Here is a 19,853-nt window from a genome sequence, read left to right on the forward strand (position 1 = left end):
ACTGCACCTCGATGCATTCGATGGACAACTACTACGTGAGCAAGCTGCTGCCGCTGAGCGCCGAGGCCGGCGTCGGCGACCGTGCCGGTGCCGGTGCCGGTGCCGCGGGGCGAGCGACCGCGCCGGTCAGTCCCGGTGCTCGGCGTAGAGCGCGTCGACGTCGGCGGCGAAGTCCTTGAGCACCTCCGGGCGGCGGACCGAGAGCTTGGGGGTGAGGTGGCCGCTCGCGATCGTCAGGTCGCGGTCGAGCACCCGGTACTTGCGGATCGACTCGGCCCGGGACACCGCCTTGTTGGTGTACTCCACGGCCTTGTCCAGCGACTCGAGCACATCGGGGTCCTGAGCCGCCTCGGCCACGCTCATGGGCGGCTTCCCGTGCGCGGCGAGCCAGCCGGGCAGGCCGTCGGCGTCGAGGGTGACCAGGGCCCCGACGAAGGGCCGCTGGTCGCCGACCACGACCACCTGGCTCACCAGGGGGTGGCCGCGCAGCCGGTCCTCCAAGACCGAGGGCACGACGTTCTTCCCGCCGGCCGTGACGATGATCTCCTTCTTGCGACCGGTGATCCGCAGGTAGCCGTCCTCGTCGATCGAGCCGAGGTCACCGGTGCGGAACCAGCCGTCGTCCATCGCCTCCGCCGTGGCCGCGGGGTTGGCGTGGTACCCGGTGAACACCTGGATCCCGCGGGCCTCGATCTCCCCGTCGGCCCCGATCCGCAGCTGCGTGCCCGGCAGCGGCGGGCCGACGGTGCCGATCTTGGCGTTCTCCGGAACGTTGACGCACAGCGGTGCCGTCGTCTCGGTGAGCCCGTAGCCCTCGAGCACGACGAGCCCCACCCCGCGGAAGAAGTGGCCGAGACGTTCACCGAGCGGCGCCCCGCCCGAGACCGCCCACAGCAGACGCCCGCCGAGCGCCGCGCGGATCTTGGACAGCACGAGCACGTCGGCGACCTTGTGCTGCAGCCGCAGCCACGGGCTCGGGCCACCCGGTGTGTCGAGTGCGCGGGAGTACACGATCGCGGTCTTGGCGGCCCGCTGGAAGATCGAGCCCTTGCCGCCGATCGCGGCCTTCTGCTCCGAAGCGTTGTAGACCTTCTCGAAGACCCGGGGCACGGCCAGCAGGAACGTGGGACGGAACGTGGCCATGTCGGCCATGAGCGTGGCCGGGTCCGGGGTGTACCCGATGACCGCGTCGGCCGGGATCACCAACACGTTGACGAACCGGGCGAACACGTGGGCCAGCGGCATGAACAGCAGCGTGCGCGGCTGGTCCACGAACACCTGGGCCAGCCGCGCGCGGGCGTTCACGGTGATCCGCACGAAGTTGCCGTGCGTGAGCACGACGCCCTTCGGCCGACCGGTCGTGCCCGAGGTGTAGATGATCGTCGCCGGGTCCTCGAGGCCGGCGCACCGGGCGCGGCGCTCGAGCTCGGCATCCTCGACCGGGGCACCGTCGGCGGCGAGCGTCGCGAGGGCGCCCTCGTCCACGGTCAGCACCTCGCGCAGGGTCGGGCAGTGGTCGCGGACCTCGGCGACCACCGCCGCGTGCGCGGCCGTCTCCACGACGGCCAGCGACACGTCGGCGTCGGCGAGGATCCAGGCGACCTGCTCGGCCGACGACGTCTCGTAGACGGGCACGCTCACCGCGCCGGCGGCCCACACCGCCCAGTCGAGGACGGACCACTCCCAGCGCGTCCGGCACATGATCGCCACCCGGTCGCCGGCAGCGACCCCGTGCGCGAGCAGGCCTTTGGCGGTGGCGGTGACCTCGTCGTGGAACCGGCCGGCCGACACCGGCGTCCAGGTGCCGCGCTCGAGCCGCTCGAGCAGCGGGGCACCGGGCCCGCGGGCCACCCGGGCGGCGAGCAGGTCATTGAGGTTGCTGTCCGGCGAGGACTCGACGAGCAGCGGGGAAGACGACGACTGTGCCATGCGAGACTCCGTTGTCAGGCTGCAGGTCCCGGCAGGATACGGGACCCCGGTCCTGGGGACGAGGGGAAGATCCGGCGGTGACGCGCGGCGGCGGTGCCGCGAGCGCCTGCCGGGCGTGGTGTGGGCGCGGCGAGCCGCTAGCGTGGGGAGCTGCCCCTCCACCCTTGACCTGTCAGGAGCTCTGCCATGCACGCCATCGGAGTCGACATCGGCGGCACGAAGATCGCAGCCGGTGTGGTCTCGGCCGACGGCGAGATCCTCGCGAAGGTCGTGCTGCGCACCGACGCGTCCGACGCCGCTGCCGTGGACGCGGGCATCATCGAGGCCTGCCGGACCCTCATGGCCGACCACGAGGTGGAGGCGATCGGCCTGGCCGCGCCCGGGTTCATCGGGCAGGACCGCGCCACCGTGATGTTCTGCCCCAACCTGCCGTGGCGGGACCACCCGCTGCGGGATGCGGTGCTCGCCGGTCTGGGCCACCCGGAGCTGCACGTCGTCGTCGAGAACGACGCGAACGCGGCCGGATGGGCCGAGTCGCAGTTCGGCGTGGCCCGTGGGCTGGACGACGTGGTGACGCTCACGCTCGGCACCGGGCTGGGTGGCGCCGTGATCAGCGGCGGTCGGCTGGTGCGTGGTGCCTGGGGCGTGGCAGCCGAGATCGGTCACCTGCGGGTGGTGCCCGAGGGCCACCACTGCGGCTGCGGGCAGAACGGTTGCTGGGAGCAGTACGTGTCGGGCAGCGCCCTGGTGCGTGAGGCGCACGGGGTGGCCGCCACGCGTCCGGACCGCGCCGTGCGGCTGCTGGAGCTGGCCGGCGGCAAGTGGCGCCGGATCACCGGTCAGCACGTGACGACGGCCGCAGAGGAGGGCGACGAGCTGTCGCTCGAGCTGCTGGCCTCGGTGGGTCGCTGGGTGGGCGAGGGAGCCGCCTCGGTCGCCGCGCTGCTGGACCCGGCGATGTTCGTCATCGGGGGAGGCCTGTCGGCGGCGGGTGACCTCGTGCTCGTCCCGGCCCGGCAGGCGCTGAGCCGCAAGCTGTCCGCAGGTGGTTACCGGCCGACCGCGCGGATCGAGGTCGCTGCGATGGGCAACGACGCGGGGATCGTGGGGGCGGCCGACCTCGCACGTCGCTGAGGCGCGGGGGCGACGCCGCTGACGTCCGGTCGCGGCCGGCCGGACCGGGCTCAGACGACGGCGCCGTCGTCCTCGTCGTCGGGTTCGCGTCGGTGTGGCATTCGCCACAGCAGCACGCCGACGGCCAGCACGAACACGACCCCGGAGACCTGCAGCAGGCTGCGTGGTGCGGTCCGCCAGGCGATCGCGACGACGAGCCACAGCACCGGCATGCCGACCACGGCGGCCCAGGCGGCGGTGAGCAGCGGCGAGCCACCCAGCACCGGCCCGGGGTCCGGCGGCACGAAGTGCTCCAGGTCGTCGACCTCACGTTCGGCCCGGTCCATCTGCGTGGTGCCGTCCCAGTCCCGGCCGGTGCCCGGGTCGTCGTCGAGCTCCTCGGCCCGGCCTGGGCGCACCACCCGCGGTCCGACCGGCCCGGGGACGATGTCGATGTCGCCCAGCCGTGCGACGATCTGCGCCCATGCCTCGTCGCCGTCCTGCTCCGACGTCGGTCCGGCCTGGTCCGACGGCTCGTCGTCGGTCGGGCCGGGGCTCGGCGGGTCGTCCGGACGAGGGTCCGAGGGCTCGTCCTCGCAGCGGGGGGCCATGGGAGCACTCTAGAGTCGGGTCCGGCGCCGCATCGGCGACCTGAGGGGAGCGCGGTGTTCTACTGGTTGATGAAACGGGTCTTTGTGGGCCCGTTGCTCAAGGCTGTGTACCGGCCCTGGATCCGTGGCGCGAAGAACGTGCCGAACGAGGGTGCCGCGATCCTGGCCAGCAACCACCAGGCGGTCATCGACTCGTTCTTCCTGCCGCTCATGCTCGACCGCGAGATGGTCTTCATCGGCAAGCAGGAGTACTTCACCGGCCGCGGTCTCAAGGGGCGGATGGTCTCGGGCTTCATGCGGGGGGTCGGCACCATCCCGGTCGACCGGTCCGGGGGCAAGGCCAGCGAGGCCGCGCTCAACACGGGCCTTCGCCGGCTGCGTGACGGCGGACTGTTCGGCATCTACCCGGAGGGCACCCGCAGCCCCGACGGGCGCCTCTACCGCGGCAAGACGGGCGTCGCCCGCCTCGCGCTGGAGTCCGGCGCGCCGGTGATCCCGGTCGCGATGGTCGGCACGGCTGCGGCCCAGCCGATCGGTCGCAAGATCCCCAAGATCATGCGCATCGGCATGGTGATCGGTGAGCCGCTCGACTTCTCCCGCTACGCCGGGATGGAGAACGACCGGTTCATCCTGCGCTCGGTCACCGACGAGATCATGTACGCGATCATGAGCCTGTCCGGCCAGGAGTACGTGGACGTCTACGCGGCCACCCAGAAGGCCCGGATCGCGACCGGCCACCCGGCCGCCGCGGGCGATCCGCAGGACCATCTGCCGGCTGCCCCGGGTGGTCGTCCGGTGCCGGAGGTCCAGGTGCCGGTCCCGCCGCCGGACCAGGACGAACCCTCGCTAGGATGACGGCCGCGTCCGTGCCGTGCCCGGACGCCCGTTCCTGGACGCACCGCCGCCACGAGCCCCGGTGCGCGTCGACCGAGAGGTGCTCGCCATGACCGTCCGCCGCGTCGCTCTGCTCACCGCTGGTGGTTTCGCCCCGTGCCTGTCCTCGGCCGTGGGCGGACTCATCGAGCGGTACACCGAGATCGCACCCGACGTGGAGATCATCGCCTACCAGCACGGCTACCACGGCCTGCTGCTGGGCAACAAGGTCGTGGTGAGTGACGAGGTGCGCAAGCACGCAGGTGTGCTGCACCGCTTCGGCGGCTCGCCGATCGGCAACTCGCGGGTCAAGCTCACCAACCGGGCCGACGCCGAGAAGCGCGGTCTGGTGCAGCCCGGCCAGGACCCGCTGCAGGTCGCGGCCGAGCAGCTCAAGGCTGACGGCGTCGACGTGCTGCACACGATCGGTGGCGACGACACCAACACCACCGCCGCCGACCTGGCCGCCTACCTCGCGGAGCACGACTACGACCTCACCGTCGTGGGTCTGCCCAAGACGATCGACAACGACGTGGTGCCGATCCGCCAGTCGCTCGGCGCCTGGACGGCGGCCGAGGAGGCCGCGCACTTCGCGGCGAACATCATCGGCGAGCACCGTTCGGGCCCGCGCATGCTCATCGTGCACGAGGTCATGGGCCGGCACTGCGGCTGGCTGACCGCCGCGGCCGCCGCCAAGTACCGCGAGTGGCTGGACGCCCAGGAGTGGGTGCCGGGCATCGGGCTGTCGCGCGAGCGCTGGGACATCCACGCGGTCTTCGTCCCCGAGCTGGCGCTGGACATCGACGCCGAGGCGCAGCGCCTCAAGACCGTCATGGACACCCAGGGCAACGTCAACATCTTCTTGTCCGAGGGCGCCGGGATGCACGAGATCGTCGCCCAGCTCGAGGCCTCCGGCCAGGAGGTCCTGCGGGACGCATTCGGTCACGTGCGGCTGGACACGATCAACCCGGGGCAGTGGTTCGCCAAGCAGTTCGCGGCCAAGCTCGGCGCCGAGAAGGTCATGGTGCAGAAGTCCGGCTACTACTCGCGTGCGGCCGCGGCCAACGCCGAGGACCTGCGTCTCATCAAGTCGATGACCGACCTGGCCGTCGAGTGCGCGCTGCGGGGCGAGTCGGGCGTCATCGGCCACGACGAGGAGAACGGCGACCGGCTGCGGGCCATCGAGTTCCCGCGGATCGCCGGCGGCAAGGCGTTCGACGTCACGCAGCCCTGGTTCGGCTCGCTCCTGGCGGACATCGGTCAGCCGCTGGTGCCTGCGAGCCACGAGTGAGCGTCGAACCCGACCCCGACGTGGTCGCCGGGCTGGACCTCTGGCAGCAGATGGCGGTGCCGCAGCAGCCGCAGTGGCCCGACGCGGACGAGCTGGCGGGGGTGCGCACCCGGTTGGCGAGCCTGCCGCCGCTGGTGTTCGCCGGTGAGGCCGACGCGTTGCGCGCGATGCTCGGCGCCGCCGGCCGGGGCGAGGCGTTCGTGCTCCAGGGCGGGGACTGCGCCGAGACGTTCGCCGAGGCCACGGCGGACAACATCCGCAACAAGATCAAGGTCATCCTGCAGATGGCCGTCGTGCTCACCTATGGCGCCAGCATGCCGGTGGTCAAGATCGGCCGGATGGCCGGGCAGTACGCGAAGCCGCGGTCGTCGGACTCCGAGACCCGTGACGGGGTGACGCTGCCGGCCTTCCGGGGCGACATCATCAATGGCTACGAGTTCGAGGAGTCGGTGCGGCGGCCGAACCCGCAGCGCCTGCTCGACGCCTACCACACGTCGGCCTCGACGCTGAACCTCATCCGGGCGTTCACGACTGGCGGGTTCGCCTCGCTGCTGCGGGTGCACGAGTGGAACAAGGGCTTCACGGCGAACCCCGCGTACGCCCGGTACGAGGAGATCGCCGCCGAGATCGACCGCGCGATCCGGTTCATGGCGGCCTGCGGTGCCGATGTCGAGGCGCTGCGCACGGTCGACTTCTACTCCTCGCACGAGGGGTTGCTGCTGGACTACGAGCGCCCGCTCACCAGGATCGACTCGCGGACCGGTCTGCCGTACGACTGCTCGGCCCACTTCCTGTGGATCGGCGAGCGCACCCGGCAGGTCGACGGTGCGCACATGGACTACTTCGCCCGGGTGCACAACCCGCTCGGGGTCAAGCTCGGCCCCACGGTCACGGGGGACGAGGCCCTGCGGGTGCTCGACCGGCTCAACCCCACGGGGGAGCCGGGTCGCGTCACCTTCATCACCCGGATGGGGGCCGGCAAGGTCCGCGACCTGCTGCCCGCGGTGGTGGAGAAGGTCGCGGCCGACGGGCGTCCGGTCACCTGGATCTGCGACCCGATGCACGGCAACACCATCACGGCGAACGGCTACAAGACCCGCCGCTTCTCCGACGTGATGGACGAGGTTGCTGGCTTCTTCGAGGTGCACCGGGCGCTGGGCACCATCCCGGGCGGTCTGCACGTGGAGCTCACCGGTGACGACGTCACCGAGGTGCTCGGCGGGACCGAGGAGATCGACGAGGCCGGTCTGGCGCTGCGGTACGAGACGACGGTGGACCCGCGTCTCAACCACCAGCAGGGCCTGGAGATGGCGTTCCAGGTCGCGGAGCTGCTGCGCGCCCACTGACCGAGGCGGTTGTGACTCGCCCCCGTCGCTGCTCGGCAGCGGCGGGGGCGACGTGCGTCCGGCGGTAGGGGGCGTAAGACCCGGAGCCGTCAGGTGATGGTGAGCGTGATGGTCGAGCCCTTCGGTGCCTGGCCGCTGCTCGGGGTCTGGCCGATCACCCGGTTGAGGTGCAGGAACGGCGACGCCTTCTCGACCTTCACCTTGAAGCCTGCGGACTCCAGCAACGTGGTCGCGTCGGCGACCGCCGCTCCGTAGGGCACTGTCGGGACGTCGACCAGCTCGGGCCCCTTGCTCACCACGGCGTTCACCGTGTCGCCGCGGTGCATCGTCGTGCTCGGCGGCGGGTCCTGGCTGATGATGACGCCCGCGGGCACGGTGTCGGAGTACTCCTGGGTCGTGGCGAGCGTGAGCGCGTCCTTGGCCAGCAGCGCCGTGGCCTGGTCGACGGTCATGCCGGAGATCGTGGCGATGACCACGGGAGCCGGGCCGTCGGAGACGACGAGGGCGACCGTCGTGCCGCGCGTCGCCTTGGCGTCCGGGGTCGCGGCCGAGCCGTCGGGAAGGCTGGCCGACAGCACGGTCCCGGCCTTCGCGTGGTCGTCGTTCTGGTGGGCGGCGACCGACGGGGTCAGACCGGCTGCGGTGAGCGCGGCTGTCGCGGCGTCGCTGCCCATCCCGACGAGGTCGGCCGGGATGGGCACCCAATCCGGGCCCTTGGAGATGACGACCGTCACCGTGCTGTTGCGCGCGACCTGCGTGCCGACCTCGGGTGTCGTCGACACGACGAGACCCTGGGGCTGGGTGGCGTCGAACGCCTCGGTGAAGGTGCCGACGAGGTGGGCCTGCCGCAGGGCCTCGGTCGCCTGGGCCGAGGTCGCACCAGCGATCGCCGGGACCGAGGTGGGGGAGCCGGGCCCGGCCCCGAACCACCAGCCGGCGAACCCCAGCGCGGCCAGCAGGACGACGACGGTGGTCCAGACCAGCGCCGCGCGGCGCCGCCGCGGGGCGCGTGGCTCGACCTCGACGACCTCACCGGCCGCGGGCAGCCCGAGCCCGATCGGCAGCGCGACCGTGGCGCCCGAGCGGGTCTGGAAGCGGGTGGTCTCCTGGTCCTCGGGGTGGGTGGTGCCCTCGGTGTCAGGTTCGGGGTCGGCGGGTGCCGGTGCGCCGGGGACGTCGGCGCGTCGTTCCAGGTCCGCCGGGTCCAGTCCGGCGCGGACCCGGCGCAGCAGGGTGAGCGCCGCACCGGCGTCGGCGACACGTTCGTCGCGGTCGCGTGCGGCGAGGGCGCGCACGAGGTCGTCGATCTCGACCGGCAGCCACGGCACGGCGTCCGACGGCGGCGGCACGTCGTTGTTGACGTGCTGGAAGGCCACGTGGATCGGGGTGGTGCCGACGAACGGCTGCGATCCGGTGATCATCTCGTAGAGCAGCACGCCGCACGCGTACACGTCGGTACGGGCGTCGGACTCGCCGTGGGTGACGAGCTCGGGGGCCAGGTAGGCGACCGTGCCCAGGACCGTCCCGGTGGTGGTCGACGTGACCTCGGTGACGGCGCGGGCCAGGCCGAAGTCGGCGAGCTTGACCCGCCCGTCGGTCGCGATGAGCACGTTCTCCGGTTTGATGTCGCGGTGCACGAGCCCGGCGCGGTGCGCGGTGGACAGCGCGTCGAGGATCTTCTCGGCGACGGCGAGCGCCTCCCCGAGGGGCAGGGCGCCCAGGTCGGTGATCCTGCGCCGCAGGTTGATCCCGTCGACGTACTCCATGGTCAGGTAGCTGGTCTCGCCGTCGACGCCCTGGTCGAACACCGCGACCAGCCCGGGGTGCGCGAGCCGTGCGGCGGTGCGCGCCTCACGCCGGAACCGGGCGACGAAGTCCTGGCCGCCGGAGCCCTCGGCGAGGTGCGGGTGCATCACCTTGAGCGCGACCTCGCGGTCCAGACGGCGGTCGACGGCGAGGTAGACGGTGGCCATGCCACCACGTGCGAGCCGGGACACGACCTCGTACCGGCCGTCGACCAGTCGGCCGACGAGCGGGTCTGTCGTGGTCGCGCTCACGGCCGGAAGTCTACGAGGCGGCCGGCACGCCAGGCGGGCGGCGCTCCGGCCGGGTGCCGGGTCGCGCCGGGCGTGGCAGCGGCGCGGGGCCGGCGCGGACCCCCTACCCTTGGCCCGTGGACGAACCGAACGTGCTGGACGACGCCGTCGACGAGTGGCTCACCGTGCCCGACCTGGCCGAGCGGCTCGACCTGGACGCGGGCAAGGTCCGTCGCATCCTGCAGGAGCGGCGGCTCATCGGGATGCGGCGCGGTGAGCCGGCGGTGTTCGTCGTGCCGGCGCCCTTCCTCGTGCCGGGGCACCTGGCGAACCCGGCCCAGCCGGCTGATCCGCAGGCGTCCTCGCGCTGGGCGGTGCTCGCCTCGTTGCAGGGCACCGTCACCGTGCTCGCCGACGCCGGGTTCAGCGACGCCGAGGCGATCGCCTGGTTGTTCACCGCCGACGACGTGCTCGACGCCCGGCCGATCGATGCGCTGCGGTCCGGACGCAAGACCGAGGTGCGCCGGCGCGCTGCGCTGGAGCTGTAGCCGCCCGGGGTCGTCGCCGCATCGGCCGGACCGCGGCCTGGCCCCTGGTGCGGCTCAGGCGTTGCGGCTCAGGCGTGCCGGTCGACCGCGGCGCGAGCCAGCCCCACCAGTCGTGAGGCGGCCGGCTCGGGCCAGTGCTGGTCGGCGATGAGGGCGAAGGCGCGACCCGAGAGCTCGGCGATGAGCCCTTCGACCTGGGCGGGTGCCCCAGTGCGGGCGATCGCCGCGCTCATCTCCTCGATCTGGGCGTCGCTGGCGTCCCGGTCGCCCAGGTGTGCACCGAGCAGGTCCCAGGTCTGCTCGTCGCCGCCGGCCAGGGCGAGGGCCGCCGCGCGCGCGACCAGCACGGTGCGCTTGCCCTCGCGCAGGTCGTCGCCGGCCGGCTTGCCGGTGACGGCGGGGTCGCCGAAGACGCCGAGCAGGTCGTCGCGCAGCTGGAAGGCCTCGCCGAGCGGCAGCCCGACGGCGCGGCATGCGGCCAGCTGGGTCTCGTCCGCATCGGCCATGGCCGCGCCGAGCACGAGGGGGTGCTCGACAGAGTAGCGCGCCGACTTGGCGCGGATGACAGCCCTGGCGCGGGCCTCGTCGGCCGCCGGGTCGCGGCCCCAGGGCTGCACCTGGGCGACGAGGTCGAGGTACTGGCCGACCGTCACCTCGGTGCGCATGAGGTCGAACACGGATCGCACGGCGGCCCGGCGTGCGGCCGGGTGGTCGGCGAGCGCGTCGGCGAGCTCACGTTCGCACGCGACCAGCGTGAGGTCGCCGAGCAGGATGGCCACCGACTCCCCGAACCGGGCGGCGTCGCCGGTGAGGTGCTCGGCGCGGTGCCGCGCGGCGAACGTGCGGTGCGCGGCCGGCATCCCGCGGCGGGTGTCCGAGTCGTCCATGACGTCGTCGTGGAACAGTGCCGAGGCCTGGAAGAGCTCGAGCGCCGCACCGACGCGGGCCACGGCCTGCGCGTCCGGCCCCTGCGGGTCGCCGCCGTGCGCGCGCCAGCTCCAGTAGACGAAGAGCGCGCGCAGCCGCTTGCCCCCGGTGAGCATCTGCTCGACCGCGTCGGCGAGCGCCGCCGCGTCAGGGCCGGCCGGGAGGAGCTCGGCGCGAAGGTCGTCCACGTACCGGGTCAGGACGGCGTCGACAGCGGCCCGCGGGTCCTCGTGCACGCCGCTCATCCGGCCGCGGGCGGGGTGATCCGCCCGCCAATGGTCAGGGTGCGGTTCGTCCCGTCGTCGCGGATGCCGGCCACGAGAAGCTCCTTGCCGTCCGAGCGGGAGAACGAGGTCTGGGCGGCCAGACCCTGGGCGGGTGCGGCCGGGACCTCGGCGAAACCGGCCGCGAGCAGAGGTGCGCGGACGTGGTCGAGCAGCGCGGCGACGTCGAGCGTCGAGCGCAGGTTGAGGCTGACCTCGACCATCCCGTCCGCGGTCGGCTCGGCCGAGGAGACGAGGATCTGTGCACCGTCGGGAACCGGGAGCAGTGCGGTGGGGAAGCCGGGGGCGAGCTCGCCGACCCGCGAGTCGGCATCGTCGGAGGACAGCAGCGGCTCGGTCGGCGAGGGCAGCGACCCGGTCGGCGCGTCGAGGGTGGGTGCCTGTGCCGGGGCACTGGTCGTGCAGCCGCCGAGCAGGGTCGCGATCGCGACGAGGGCGAGCGCGGCGCGCGTCGTGGTCGCACTCGGGGGCATGGGCACAGGGTAGCCAGGACCGCGGTGCGAACCGTCCTCAGCCCGCGAGCGGCAGTCGTTCGGCCACCAACCGCGCCGGTACGCCGGTGCGCACCGTGCCCCGAACGGTGGGCTGTGCCCATGCCCGCCACCCTGCGCCTGCGAGAACCGCGCGAGATGCTCGCCCTCATCCCGCACCAGATCGGCTTCCGCCCGGTCGAGTCCGCGGTCGTGGTGAGCCTGCGGCCACCGCGGGGGCGGGTCGGGCTCGTCGTGCGGGTCGACCTGGACGCCCTGGCGGACGAGGTCACCGGGCCCCAGCTCGCCCGAACCCTCGTCGCTCACCTGGACCGGGACGGCGCTCGATCCGCCGTGCTCGTCGTCTACACCGCCACGGATCCGAGGCCGCACCCGGCCCACCTCACCTGGGCGGCCGTCGCGCACCTGCGTGAGGCGGCCCACCTGCTCGGCCAGGTACCGGTCTGGGTGGTGACGGCCACCGGCTACCTCGCGCTGGACTGCGACGGCGAGTGCTGCCCGCCGGGGGGTCGTCCGCTGGTCGAGCTGGACTCGACCCAGGTCGGTGCCCGGATGGTGCTGGCCGGTTCGGCCGTCGCCGACCGACGTGACGACCTGGCGCTCATCGTCCCCGCCGACGGTGAGGCCCGGCGTGCGGTGTCCCGGGTGCGGACCCGGTGGGCGACCCGCGGGGCTCGGGCGGCCGCCGAGGGGGCGTCGGCACTCGAGAGGTGGCGGCTGGACAGCCTGAGCGCTTGGCGCGACCAGGTGAGATCGGCCGCCGCTGACCCGGCGGCCCACGGCTCACGGTGGGGGCGCATCGAGGCGGGGCTGCGTGACCGGCGGGTCCGCGACGGCGTGCTGCTGGCGCTGCTCCCGGACGTCGGCACGTTGCCCGAGGACCTGGTGCGAGGGCCTGAGCCGGCGCAGACGGCCCTGGTGCGGATGGACGAGGCTCTGGCCAGGTTGTACGACCCGGTGCGCGGGGTGCGGCCGGAGCAGCGCCCGTGGGATGTCCACGTGCGGGTCCTCGAGCAGGTGGTGGCCCACGGGCGGGCCGGTGAGCAGGCGCCGGCATGCACCTTGCTGGCTGTGCTCGCGTGGTGGGCGGGGGGCGGGGTGCGTGCCGAGCTGCTGCTCGAGCGCGCGCTGCGGGAGGACCCGGAGTACCGGCTCGCCCAGCTGTACGCCCAGGCCGTCGGCGCGGGGATGCCCCCGGGATGGGTCGCCGCCGGCGACTGAGCCGCCCAGGGCGGCCGCCGGAGGATCGGGGTTGCGCGCGCGCAGCGGCCCGCTGCTCGCTACGGTGCTGGGCACCCGTCCCGGACCGTGGAGGCGTCGATGTCGATCGTCGTGGGCTTCGTGGCGACCGCCGAGGGGCGCGCGGCGCTCGACGAGGCGATCGACCAGGCTGGCCAGCACCGCGAGCTGCTGGTCGTGGTGGTGAGCCTGCGTGCCGAGGTGACCGCTGCCCAGGAGGCTGAGGTCCTCGCCGCGCTGGGCGAGTCGACCGCGCTGGCCGCGGTCGACCACGAGGTCCGGGTGCTGCGCGGGGGAGACGTCGCCGACGACCTGCTCGACGCGGCGCAGGACGTGTCTGCACGCCTGGTGGTCCTGGGGCTGCGGCGGCGCAGCCGGGTCGGCAAGCTCATCCTGGGCGCCAACGCCCAGCGGGTGCTCTTCGACGCGCCCTGCCCGGTGCTCACGGTCAAACCCGGTCCTGGCTGATCGAACGTCCGCCCGCCCGGCTCGCCGGTGCACGAACGTCGTCCGGCCGGGAATCCTGAGGGCTGTTCGGTCGTTGTGCAGGCGTATCGACCCACTGCCAGGGCTGGGCCGAGCGTGCGCGCGCCGCCCGCGGACCCCTGCGGTCGGTACAATGTCACGTTGTCGCCCCGGCTCCGTGAGCCGTTGACTGGCTGCCGAAAGGTCCTCCGTGCCCCTCAAGAACACCACTGCGACGTCCCCGACCGATGGTCAGGAGGACGTGGTGCCTGTCGCCCGCACCGTCGCGGCGGCCACCAAGCGCGCCGGAACCGCGACCAAGGCCCGGGTGACCGAGCCTGCGCCGCGTTCGCGGGCGAAGGGAGCGGCAGCGACCAAGAAGGCCGCCACCGCGGCCCCGGCCACCGAGATCGACGACGAGACCGAGGGCGACGTCGAGGACGTCGACATCGAGATCGACGCCCTCGAGGAGGTCGAGGTCGAGGTCGAGGTGGTCGACGAGGTCGCGGACGAGGCCGTCGACACGGCCGAGGTCGTGGAGCCCGAGGCTGACAAGCCGGCTCCCGCAGCAGCCGCTGCCGAGACCGAGTCGGAGGACACCGGTTTCGTCTACTCCGACGCCGACGACGACGACGCACCTGCCCAGCAGGTCGTCACCGCCGGGGCTACGGCCGACCCGGTCAAGGACTACCTCAAGCAGATCGGCAAGGTCGCCCTCCTCAACGCCGAGCAGGAGGTCGAGCTCGCCAAGCGCATCGAGGCGGGGCTGTTCGCCGAGGAACGCCTCGCCCAGATCGGCGCCACGCTCGAGCCGAAGGCGCGACGCGAGCTGGAGTGGATCGCCCAGGACGGGCGTCGGGCCAAGAACCACCTGCTCGAGGCGAACCTGCGCCTCGTCGTCTCGCTGGCCAAGCGGTACACCGGCCGCGGGATGCTGTTCCTGGACCTGATCCAGGAGGGCAACCTGGGCCTCATCCGTGCGGTCGAGAAGTTCGACTACACCAAGGGCTACAAGTTCTCGACCTACGCCACGTGGTGGATCCGCCAGGCCATCACCCGCGCGATGGCCGACCAGGCGCGCACCATCCGCATCCCGGTGCACATGGTCGAGGTCATCAACAAGCTCGCCCGTGTGCAGCGTCAGATGCTCCAGGACCTGGGCCGCGAGCCCACCCCGGAGGAGCTGGCCAAGGAGCTGGACATGACCCCGGAGAAGGTGGTCGAGGTCCAGAAGTACGGCCGCGAGCCGATCTCCCTGGCCACGCCCCTGGGTGAGGACGGCGACAGCGAGTTCGGTGACCTCATCGAGGACTCCGAGGCCGTGGTCCCGGCCGACGCCGTGAGCTTCACGCTCCTGCAGGAGCAGCTGCACCAGGTGCTCGACACGCTCTCGGAGCGTGAGGCCGGTGTGGTCTCCATGCGGTTCGGCCTCACCGACGGTCAGCCCAAGACCCTCGACGAGATCGGCAAGGTCTACGGCGTCACGCGTGAGCGGATCCGGCAGATCGAGTCCAAGACGATGTCGAAGCTGCGCCACCCGTCGCGGTCGCAGGTGCTGCGCGACTACCTGGACTGAGCGGACCTGGACCGAGCGGCCGCGCGCTGCACGTGCCGACATGACGACGCCCCCGGCGGGAGGAGATCTCCCGCCGGGGGCGTCGTGCGTTCGTCGGGCGTGCTCCTAGAGCATCGCCCCGGCACCGTGCTCGGCCAGGAGCCGGTCGGTCTCGTCCTGGATGTGGGTCGCCACGTCGGCGAACTTGGGGGCGTGCTCGCGGTAGTGGTGGGCGCAGAACAGCAGCTCACCACCGGCCAGGAAGACGCGCACGTAGGCCTGCGCGCCGCACCGGTCGCAACGGTCCGCAGCGGACAGGGGGGCCTTCTGCTCGGGCGTCTGGGTCATCACATCGTCATCGAACCATCCCGGCGCGCGATCCATGCCCTCGGAAGCACCAGGTTCGCTCATCGCGTACATGATCGTGACGTGGCGTCACACGCATGTCATCTTGCGGTCCTGGACGGGCCCGCGCCGTTACGTGGCCGTCATCTCGACCGGCAGGCGCAGGACCCGACCGGTCGCACCGGACCTCGGGCACGCGCGGCATGGTGTCCCGGTCTGCCCGGTCGCGCCGGTTAGCATCGCGTCCCGTGACCACCACCTCGGCCCAGTCGGGCTACACGGCCCGGCACCTGTCGGTGCTCGAAGGACTCGAGGCGGTCCGCAAGCGTCCTGGCATGTACGTCGGGACCACGGACAGCCGCGGTCTCATGCACTGCCTGTGGGAGATCATCGACAACGCGGTCGACGAGGCTCTCGGCGGGTTCTGCTCGTCCATCGAGGTCGTGCTGCACGCCGACTCCTCGGTGGAGGTGCGGGACGACGGTCGCGGCATCCCGGTCGACATCGAGCCGCGCACCGGGCTCACGGGTGTCGAGGTGGTCTTCACCAAGCTGCACGCCGGCGGGAAGTTCGGCGGCGGCTCGTACGCGGCGTCCGGCGGTCTGCACGGGGTGGGTGCCTCGGTCGTCAACGCCCTGTCGTCGCGGCTGGACGTCGAGGTGGACCGCGGGGGACGCACCTACGCGATGACGTTCCGCCGCGGTGAGCCCGGGGTGTTCGACGATGCGGCCGGCATCGGCCCGCAGTCGCCGTTCGAGCCGTTCGTCTCCGGTTCCGAGCTCGCCGTCACCGGCAAGGTCGCCAAGAACGTGAGCGGCACCCGGGTGCGGTACTGGGCCGACCGGCAGATCTTCCCGGCCAGTGCCGTGTTTGCCTACGACGAGCTGGTCACGCGGGCCCGGCAGACCAGCTTCCTGGTGCCCGGTCTGAAGATCGTCGTGCGCGACGAGCGCCGGGTGCCGGGCACCCCTGGTGCCGACGGCCCGCACACCGAGACGTTCCTGCACGAGGGCGGTGTCGTCGACTTCGTCGAGCACCTGGCCGCGGACCCGGCGGCGACCGACACCTGGCACCTGGAGGGGGAGGGCACCTTCACCGAGACGGTCCCGGTGCTCGACGAGCGCGGTCACATGAGCCCGCAGGAGGTCTCCCGGACCTGCCAGGTCGACGTGGCGCTGCGCTGGGGCACCGGTTACGACACCGATGTGCGCAGCTTCGTCAACATCATCGCGACGCCCAAGGGCGGTACCCACCTGGCCGGGTTCGAGGCCGGGCTGCTGCGCACGGTGCGCAAGGCGGTCGACGCCAACGCCCGGCGGCTGAAGATCTCCGCCAAGGACGCCGCGACCGAGCGCATCGAGAAGGAGGACGTGCTGGCGGGCCTCACCGCCGTCGTCACGGTCCGGCTGGCCGAGCCGCAGTTCGAGGGCCAGACCAAGGAGGTGCTCGGCACCGCACCCGTGCGGGCGATCGTGGCCAAGGTGATCGACGCCCGGCTGGGCGAGATCCTGGAGTCCTCGCGCGGCCGGGAGAAGGTCCAGGCGGGGCTGCTGCTCGACAAGGTCGTCGGCGAGATGCGCTCTCGCCTGTCGGCGCGCAAGCAGAAGGAGATCTCCCGGCGCAAGAACGCGCTGGAGTCCTCCTCGTTGCCGGCCAAGCTCGCGGACTGCCGCATCGACGACGTCGAGCGCTCCGAGCTGTTCATCGTCGAGGGGGACAGCGCGCTGGGCACCGCCAAGCTCGCGCGGTCCAGCGACTACCAGGCGCTGCTGCCGATCCGGGGCAAGATCCTCAACGTCCAGAAGGCCTCGGTCACGGACATGCTCAAGAACGCCGAGTGCGCGGCGATCATCCAGGTGATCGGTGCCGGTTCGGGGCGCACCTTCGAGCTGCCCGCGGCCCGGTACGGCAAGGTCGTCCTGATGACCGACGCCGACGTGGACGGTGCGCACATCCGCACGCTGCTGCTCACGTTGTTCTTCCGCTACATGCGCCCGCTGGTCGAGGACGGCCGGGTGTACGCAGCCGTACCGCCGTTGCACCGCATCGAGCTGCTGGGCCGTGGCGGTCAGGGGCGCGAGTACGTCTACACGTACTCCGAGGCCGAGCTCACGGCGACGTTGGCCAAGCTCGACAAGGCGGGCCGGCGCTACTCCGGGGACATCCAGCGCTACAAGGGTCTGGGCGAGATGGACGCCGACCAGCTCGCCGAGACCACGATGGACCCGGGGCACCGCACGCTGCGCCGCGTGACCGTCGAGGGGGCCGCGCGGGCCGAGCAGGTCTTCGAGCTGCTCATGGGGTCGGACGTGGCGCCCCGCAAGGACTTCATCGTCGCCGGCGCCCAGACGTTGGACCGTCGCCGGATCGACGCATGACCTCATCTGCCCGCGACGACGATTAGGGTTCCGTGTCATGACGGCGGTGCTCGACCTGCAGGACCTGACCATCCGACGAGGGACCACGACGATCCTCGACCGGTTGACCTGGAAGGTGCAGGAGGGCGAGCGCTGGGTCGTCCTCGGCCGCAACGGTGCCGGCAAGACGACGATGCTCCAGGTGGCCTCTGGTCGGATGCACCCGACCGAGGGGGTCGCCGAGGTGCTGGGCAGCCGGCTCGGCAAGGTCGACGTGTTCGACCTGCGGCCGCGGATCGGCCTGTCGAGCGCCGCGCTGGCCGACCACATCCCGTCGGGGGAGACCGTGCTCGACGTGGTGCTCACGGCGGCCTACGGCGTCACAGGCCGCTGGCGGGAGGCGTACGAAGGGGTCGACGAGACCCGTGCGCAGGACCTGCTCGCGGCGTTCGGCGTGCAGCACCTGGGGCAGCGCTGGTTCGGCACCCTGTCGGAGGGGGAGCGCAAGCGGGTGCAGATCGCCCGCGCGCTCATGGCCGACCCCGAGCTGCTGCTGCTCGACGAGCCGGGCGCTGGTCTGGACCTGGGTGGACGCGAGGAGCTGGTCGGCGCGCTCGCCGAGCTGGCGCGCGACCCTCGCTCGCCCGTGCTCGTCCTGGTCACCCACCACGTGGAGGAGATCCCACCGGGCTTCACCCATGCGCTGCTGCTGCGCAAGGGGAGCGCGTTCGCCGCCGGTCCGCTGGACGAGGTGCTCACGGCGGAGAACCTGTCCGGCACGTTCGACCTGCCGCTGCACCTGCACCACGCCGCGGACCGCTGGTCGGCCAGGGCCCTCCCGCAGAACCCGGCAGGTCAGCACTCGCCGGAGCGCTCCGCCCCGTAGGATCGAAACGTCGCACCATGGTGGTGCGGTCGGGGGGAGCGGTGACGATGGCCTGGCTGTGGTGGGTCGGTGCGGCCCTCGTGCTCGGCATCCTCGAGATGCTCTCGTTGACCCTTGTGCTCATCATGTTCGCCGGCGGTGCGCTGGCCGGGGCGATCGCCTCGCTGCTCGGGGCCCCCGTGTGGGGGCAGGTCCTGGCCGCCGCCGTCGTGTCGGCCCTGCTGCTCGCGACGTTGCGGCCCTGGCTGCTGCGTCATCTGCGGCGCCGGGTCCCGTTGCAGGAGACCAACGCTGCCGCCCTCGTCGGGCGTCCCGCGGTGGTCGTCTCCGCGGTCGACGCCGCGAGCGGCCGCGTGAAGCTGGAGGGCGAGGTGTGGTCCGCCCGCACCGAGTCCGGTGTCGTTCTTCCCGCCGGTGCACCGGTCACGGTGACCCGGATCGACGGTGCCACGGCCGTCGTCGTCCCGCTCGACGCGCCTGCGGCGCGCTGATCCGTCCTTCTCAGGAGGTATTCCGTGCTTGCGTCGTCGAGTTCCGGTCAGCTGGTGGTCTACGTCGTCGTCGCCCTGGTGGTGCTGTTCGTCGTGATCGCCCTCGTGCGGTCGGTGCGGATCGTGCCGCAGGCGGTGTCGACCATCGTCGAACGGCTGGGTCGGTACTCCCGCACGATGGAGGCCGGCCTGCACCTGGTGATCCCGTTCGTCGACCGGATCCGGGCCTCGGTGGACCTGCGCGAGCAGGTCGTCTCCTTCCCGCCGCAGCCGGTCATCACGTCGGACAACCTCGTGGTGAGCATCGACACGGTCATCTACTTCCAGGTCACCGAGCCCAAGGCTGCGGTGTACGAGATCGCCAACTACATCCAGGGCATCGAGCAGCTCACGGTGACCACGCTGCGCAACGTCGTCGGCTCGATGGACCTGGAGCAGACGCTCACCAGCCGTGACCAGATCAACGGCCAGCTGCGCGGGGTGCTCGACGAGGCGACCGGCCGCTGGGGCGTGCGCGTCAACCGGGTCGAGCTCAAGTCGATCGACCCGCCCGCGTCGGTGCAGGGCTCGATGGAGCAGCAGATGCGTGCCGAGCGTGACCGCCGCGCCGCGATCCTCACGGCCGAGGGTGTCAAGCAGTCCCAGATCCTCACGGCCGAGGGTGAGAAGCAGGCGGCGATCCTGCGGGCCGAGGGTGCCGCGCAGGCGGCGATCCTCACCGCCGAGGGCGAGTCGCGGGCGATCCTGCAGGTGTTCGACGCCGTGCACCGCGGTGACGCCGACCCCAAGCTGCTGGCCTACCAGTACCTGCAGATGCTGCCGAAGGTGGCGTCCAGCCCGTCGAACAAGATGTGGTTCCTGCCGGCCGAGCTGTCCGGCGCCCTCGGTGTGGTCGCCAAGGCGTTCGGCGGGACGAGCACCGACGGTGACGCGCCCGCGCGCCCGGCGGGGACCTCGCCGCTGGACGAGGGCGAGCTGCCGCCGGTCACGCTCACCGACCCGAAGGTGGCGCTCGAGGAGGCCCGGCGCGAGTCGGCCGCCGCCACGGCGGACGCGACGAGCGCGG

Annotated in this window: 18 protein-coding genes; 12 read left to right on the plus strand and 6 right to left on the minus strand. The window is 72.4% G+C overall.

Going from position 1 to position 19,853, the window contains the following annotated elements; translation table 11 throughout:
- Positions 1-126: 126 nt before the first annotated feature.
- Entirely contained in the window at positions 127-1,929 is a 1,803-nt protein-coding gene (locus F2B26_RS07735; protein WP_159808064.1) for an AMP-dependent synthetase/ligase, read from the minus strand.
- 186 nt (positions 1,930-2,115) lie between these two features.
- On the opposite strand from F2B26_RS07735, the gene F2B26_RS07740 reads away from it, so the two are divergent.
- A complete protein-coding gene (locus F2B26_RS07740) occupies positions 2,116-3,063 on the plus strand; it encodes an ROK family glucokinase (RefSeq protein ID WP_159808066.1) in 948 nt (315 codons plus the stop codon).
- Between the two features lie 50 nt (positions 3,064-3,113).
- On the opposite strand, the gene F2B26_RS07745 is transcribed toward F2B26_RS07740, so the two are convergent.
- Positions 3,114-3,653, minus strand: a complete 540-nt coding sequence (locus F2B26_RS07745) for a hypothetical protein (RefSeq protein ID WP_159808068.1) — start codon at positions 3,651-3,653, stop codon at positions 3,114-3,116.
- A gap of 69 nt (positions 3,654-3,722) precedes the next feature.
- On the opposite strand from F2B26_RS07745, the gene F2B26_RS07750 reads away from it, so the two are divergent.
- From F2B26_RS07750 to F2B26_RS07760, 3 genes are all read left to right on the plus strand, one after another.
- On the plus strand, positions 3,723-4,508 hold the full coding sequence (locus F2B26_RS07750; RefSeq protein WP_159808070.1) for a lysophospholipid acyltransferase family protein: 786 nt from the start codon (positions 3,723-3,725) through the stop codon (positions 4,506-4,508).
- 88 nt (positions 4,509-4,596) lie between these two features.
- Complete coding sequence (locus tag F2B26_RS07755; protein WP_159808072.1) at positions 4,597-5,817, plus strand: pyrophosphate--fructose-6-phosphate 1-phosphotransferase; 1,221 nt, start codon at positions 4,597-4,599, stop codon at positions 5,815-5,817.
- Positions 5,814-7,163 (plus strand): class II 3-deoxy-7-phosphoheptulonate synthase, encoded by a 1,350-nt coding sequence (locus F2B26_RS07760; protein ID WP_159808074.1) that lies wholly within the window; start codon positions 5,814-5,816, stop codon positions 7,161-7,163. Before F2B26_RS07755 ends, F2B26_RS07760 begins: the two co-directional genes overlap by 4 nt.
- 89 nt (positions 7,164-7,252) lie before the next feature.
- Here the strand turns inward: F2B26_RS07760 and pknB are convergent, their stop codons facing one another.
- Positions 7,253-9,220, minus strand: a complete 1,968-nt coding sequence (gene pknB, locus F2B26_RS07765; protein WP_159808076.1) for a Stk1 family PASTA domain-containing Ser/Thr kinase — start codon at positions 9,218-9,220, stop codon at positions 7,253-7,255.
- 116 nt (positions 9,221-9,336) lie between these two features.
- On the opposite strand from pknB, the gene F2B26_RS07770 reads away from it, so the two are divergent.
- A complete protein-coding gene (locus tag F2B26_RS07770; protein ID WP_159808078.1) occupies positions 9,337-9,747 on the plus strand; it encodes an Rv2175c family DNA-binding protein in 411 nt (136 codons plus the stop codon).
- 68 nt (positions 9,748-9,815) lie between these two features.
- Here F2B26_RS07770 and F2B26_RS07775 read toward each other — a convergent pair whose 3' ends face one another.
- Entirely contained in the window at positions 9,816-10,919 is a 1,104-nt protein-coding gene (locus F2B26_RS07775; protein ID WP_159808079.1) for a polyprenyl synthetase family protein, read from the minus strand.
- The gene (locus F2B26_RS07780; protein ID WP_159808080.1) at positions 10,916-11,431 is read right to left on the minus strand and encodes a hypothetical protein; all 516 of its coding nucleotides are present in this window, start codon (positions 11,429-11,431) and stop codon (positions 10,916-10,918) included. The genes F2B26_RS07775 and F2B26_RS07780 overlap by 4 nt, the downstream gene beginning before the upstream one ends.
- A 120-nt stretch (positions 11,432-11,551) precedes the next feature.
- On the opposite strand from F2B26_RS07780, the gene F2B26_RS07785 reads away from it, so the two are divergent.
- The 3 genes from F2B26_RS07785 to F2B26_RS07795 all read left to right on the plus strand — a co-directional run bounded on the left by F2B26_RS07785 (position 11,552) and on the right by F2B26_RS07795 (position 14,729).
- Positions 11,552-12,670, plus strand: coding sequence for a DUF4192 domain-containing protein (locus F2B26_RS07785; RefSeq protein ID WP_159808081.1), 1,119 nt, complete (start codon positions 11,552-11,554; stop codon positions 12,668-12,670).
- Positions 12,671-12,769: 99 nt separating this feature from the next.
- The gene (locus F2B26_RS07790; RefSeq protein ID WP_159808082.1) at positions 12,770-13,156 is read left to right on the plus strand and encodes a universal stress protein; all 387 of its coding nucleotides are present in this window, start codon (positions 12,770-12,772) and stop codon (positions 13,154-13,156) included.
- A 208-nt stretch (positions 13,157-13,364) separates the two neighbouring features.
- Positions 13,365-14,729 carry an RNA polymerase sigma factor gene (locus F2B26_RS07795; RefSeq protein WP_438939176.1) on the plus strand — a complete coding sequence of 455 codons (1,365 nt, stop codon included), beginning with the start codon at positions 13,365-13,367 and terminating at the stop codon, positions 14,727-14,729.
- Positions 14,730-14,834: 105 nt separating this feature from the next.
- Here F2B26_RS07795 and F2B26_RS07800 read toward each other — a convergent pair whose 3' ends face one another.
- Complete coding sequence (locus tag F2B26_RS07800; protein ID WP_159808084.1) at positions 14,835-15,056, minus strand: DUF7455 domain-containing protein; 222 nt, start codon at positions 15,054-15,056, stop codon at positions 14,835-14,837.
- Between the two features lie 245 nt (positions 15,057-15,301).
- On the opposite strand from F2B26_RS07800, the gene F2B26_RS07805 reads away from it, so the two are divergent.
- From F2B26_RS07805 to F2B26_RS07820, 4 genes are all read left to right on the plus strand, one after another.
- Positions 15,302-17,431 (plus strand): DNA gyrase/topoisomerase IV subunit B, encoded by a 2,130-nt coding sequence (locus tag F2B26_RS07805; protein ID WP_159808086.1) that lies wholly within the window; start codon positions 15,302-15,304, stop codon positions 17,429-17,431.
- 37 nt (positions 17,432-17,468) lie between these two features.
- Entirely contained in the window at positions 17,469-18,296 is an 828-nt protein-coding gene (locus F2B26_RS07810; protein WP_159808088.1) for an ABC transporter ATP-binding protein, read from the plus strand.
- A 47-nt stretch (positions 18,297-18,343) separates the two neighbouring features.
- Positions 18,344-18,787, plus strand: coding sequence for an NfeD family protein (locus F2B26_RS07815; RefSeq protein WP_159808090.1), 444 nt, complete (start codon positions 18,344-18,346; stop codon positions 18,785-18,787).
- Between the two features lie 51 nt (positions 18,788-18,838).
- Positions 18,839-19,853 (plus strand): SPFH domain-containing protein (locus tag F2B26_RS07820; RefSeq protein WP_438939177.1); only part of this gene is annotated, 1,015 nt, incomplete at its 3' end.

This window comes from Cellulomonas citrea, from assembly GCF_009829685.1.
Taxonomy (GTDB): domain Bacteria; phylum Actinomycetota; class Actinomycetes; order Actinomycetales; family Cellulomonadaceae; genus Cellulomonas; species Cellulomonas citrea.

What these genes read in the sequence shown, in the direction of transcription:
- F2B26_RS07735 (WP_159808064.1), bottom strand. Translation starts at nt 1,929, where the DNA reads ATGGCACAGTCGTCGTCTTCCCCGCTGCTCGTCGAGTCCTCGCCGGAC.
- F2B26_RS07740 (WP_159808066.1), top strand. Translation starts at nt 2,116, where the DNA reads ATGCACGCCATCGGAGTCGACATCGGCGGCACGAAGATCGCAGCCGGT.
- F2B26_RS07745 (WP_159808068.1), bottom strand. Translation starts at nt 3,653, where the DNA reads ATGGCCCCCCGCTGCGAGGACGAGCCCTCGGACCCTCGTCCGGACGAC.
- F2B26_RS07750 (WP_159808070.1), top strand. Translation starts at nt 3,723, where the DNA reads ATGAAACGGGTCTTTGTGGGCCCGTTGCTCAAGGCTGTGTACCGGCCC.
- F2B26_RS07755 (WP_159808072.1), top strand. Translation starts at nt 4,597, where the DNA reads ATGACCGTCCGCCGCGTCGCTCTGCTCACCGCTGGTGGTTTCGCCCCG.
- F2B26_RS07775 (WP_159808079.1), bottom strand. Translation starts at nt 10,919, where the DNA reads ATGAGCGGCGTGCACGAGGACCCGCGGGCCGCTGTCGACGCCGTCCTG.
- F2B26_RS07780 (WP_159808080.1), bottom strand. Translation starts at nt 11,431, where the DNA reads ATGCCCCCGAGTGCGACCACGACGCGCGCCGCGCTCGCCCTCGTCGCG.
- F2B26_RS07785 (WP_159808081.1), top strand. Translation starts at nt 11,552, where the DNA reads ATGCCCGCCACCCTGCGCCTGCGAGAACCGCGCGAGATGCTCGCCCTC.
- F2B26_RS07790 (WP_159808082.1), top strand. Translation starts at nt 12,770, where the DNA reads ATGTCGATCGTCGTGGGCTTCGTGGCGACCGCCGAGGGGCGCGCGGCG.
- F2B26_RS07800 (WP_159808084.1), bottom strand. Translation starts at nt 15,056, where the DNA reads ATGACCCAGACGCCCGAGCAGAAGGCCCCCCTGTCCGCTGCGGACCGT.
- F2B26_RS07810 (WP_159808088.1), top strand. Translation starts at nt 17,469, where the DNA reads ATGACGGCGGTGCTCGACCTGCAGGACCTGACCATCCGACGAGGGACC.
- F2B26_RS07815 (WP_159808090.1), top strand. Translation starts at nt 18,344, where the DNA reads ATGGCCTGGCTGTGGTGGGTCGGTGCGGCCCTCGTGCTCGGCATCCTC.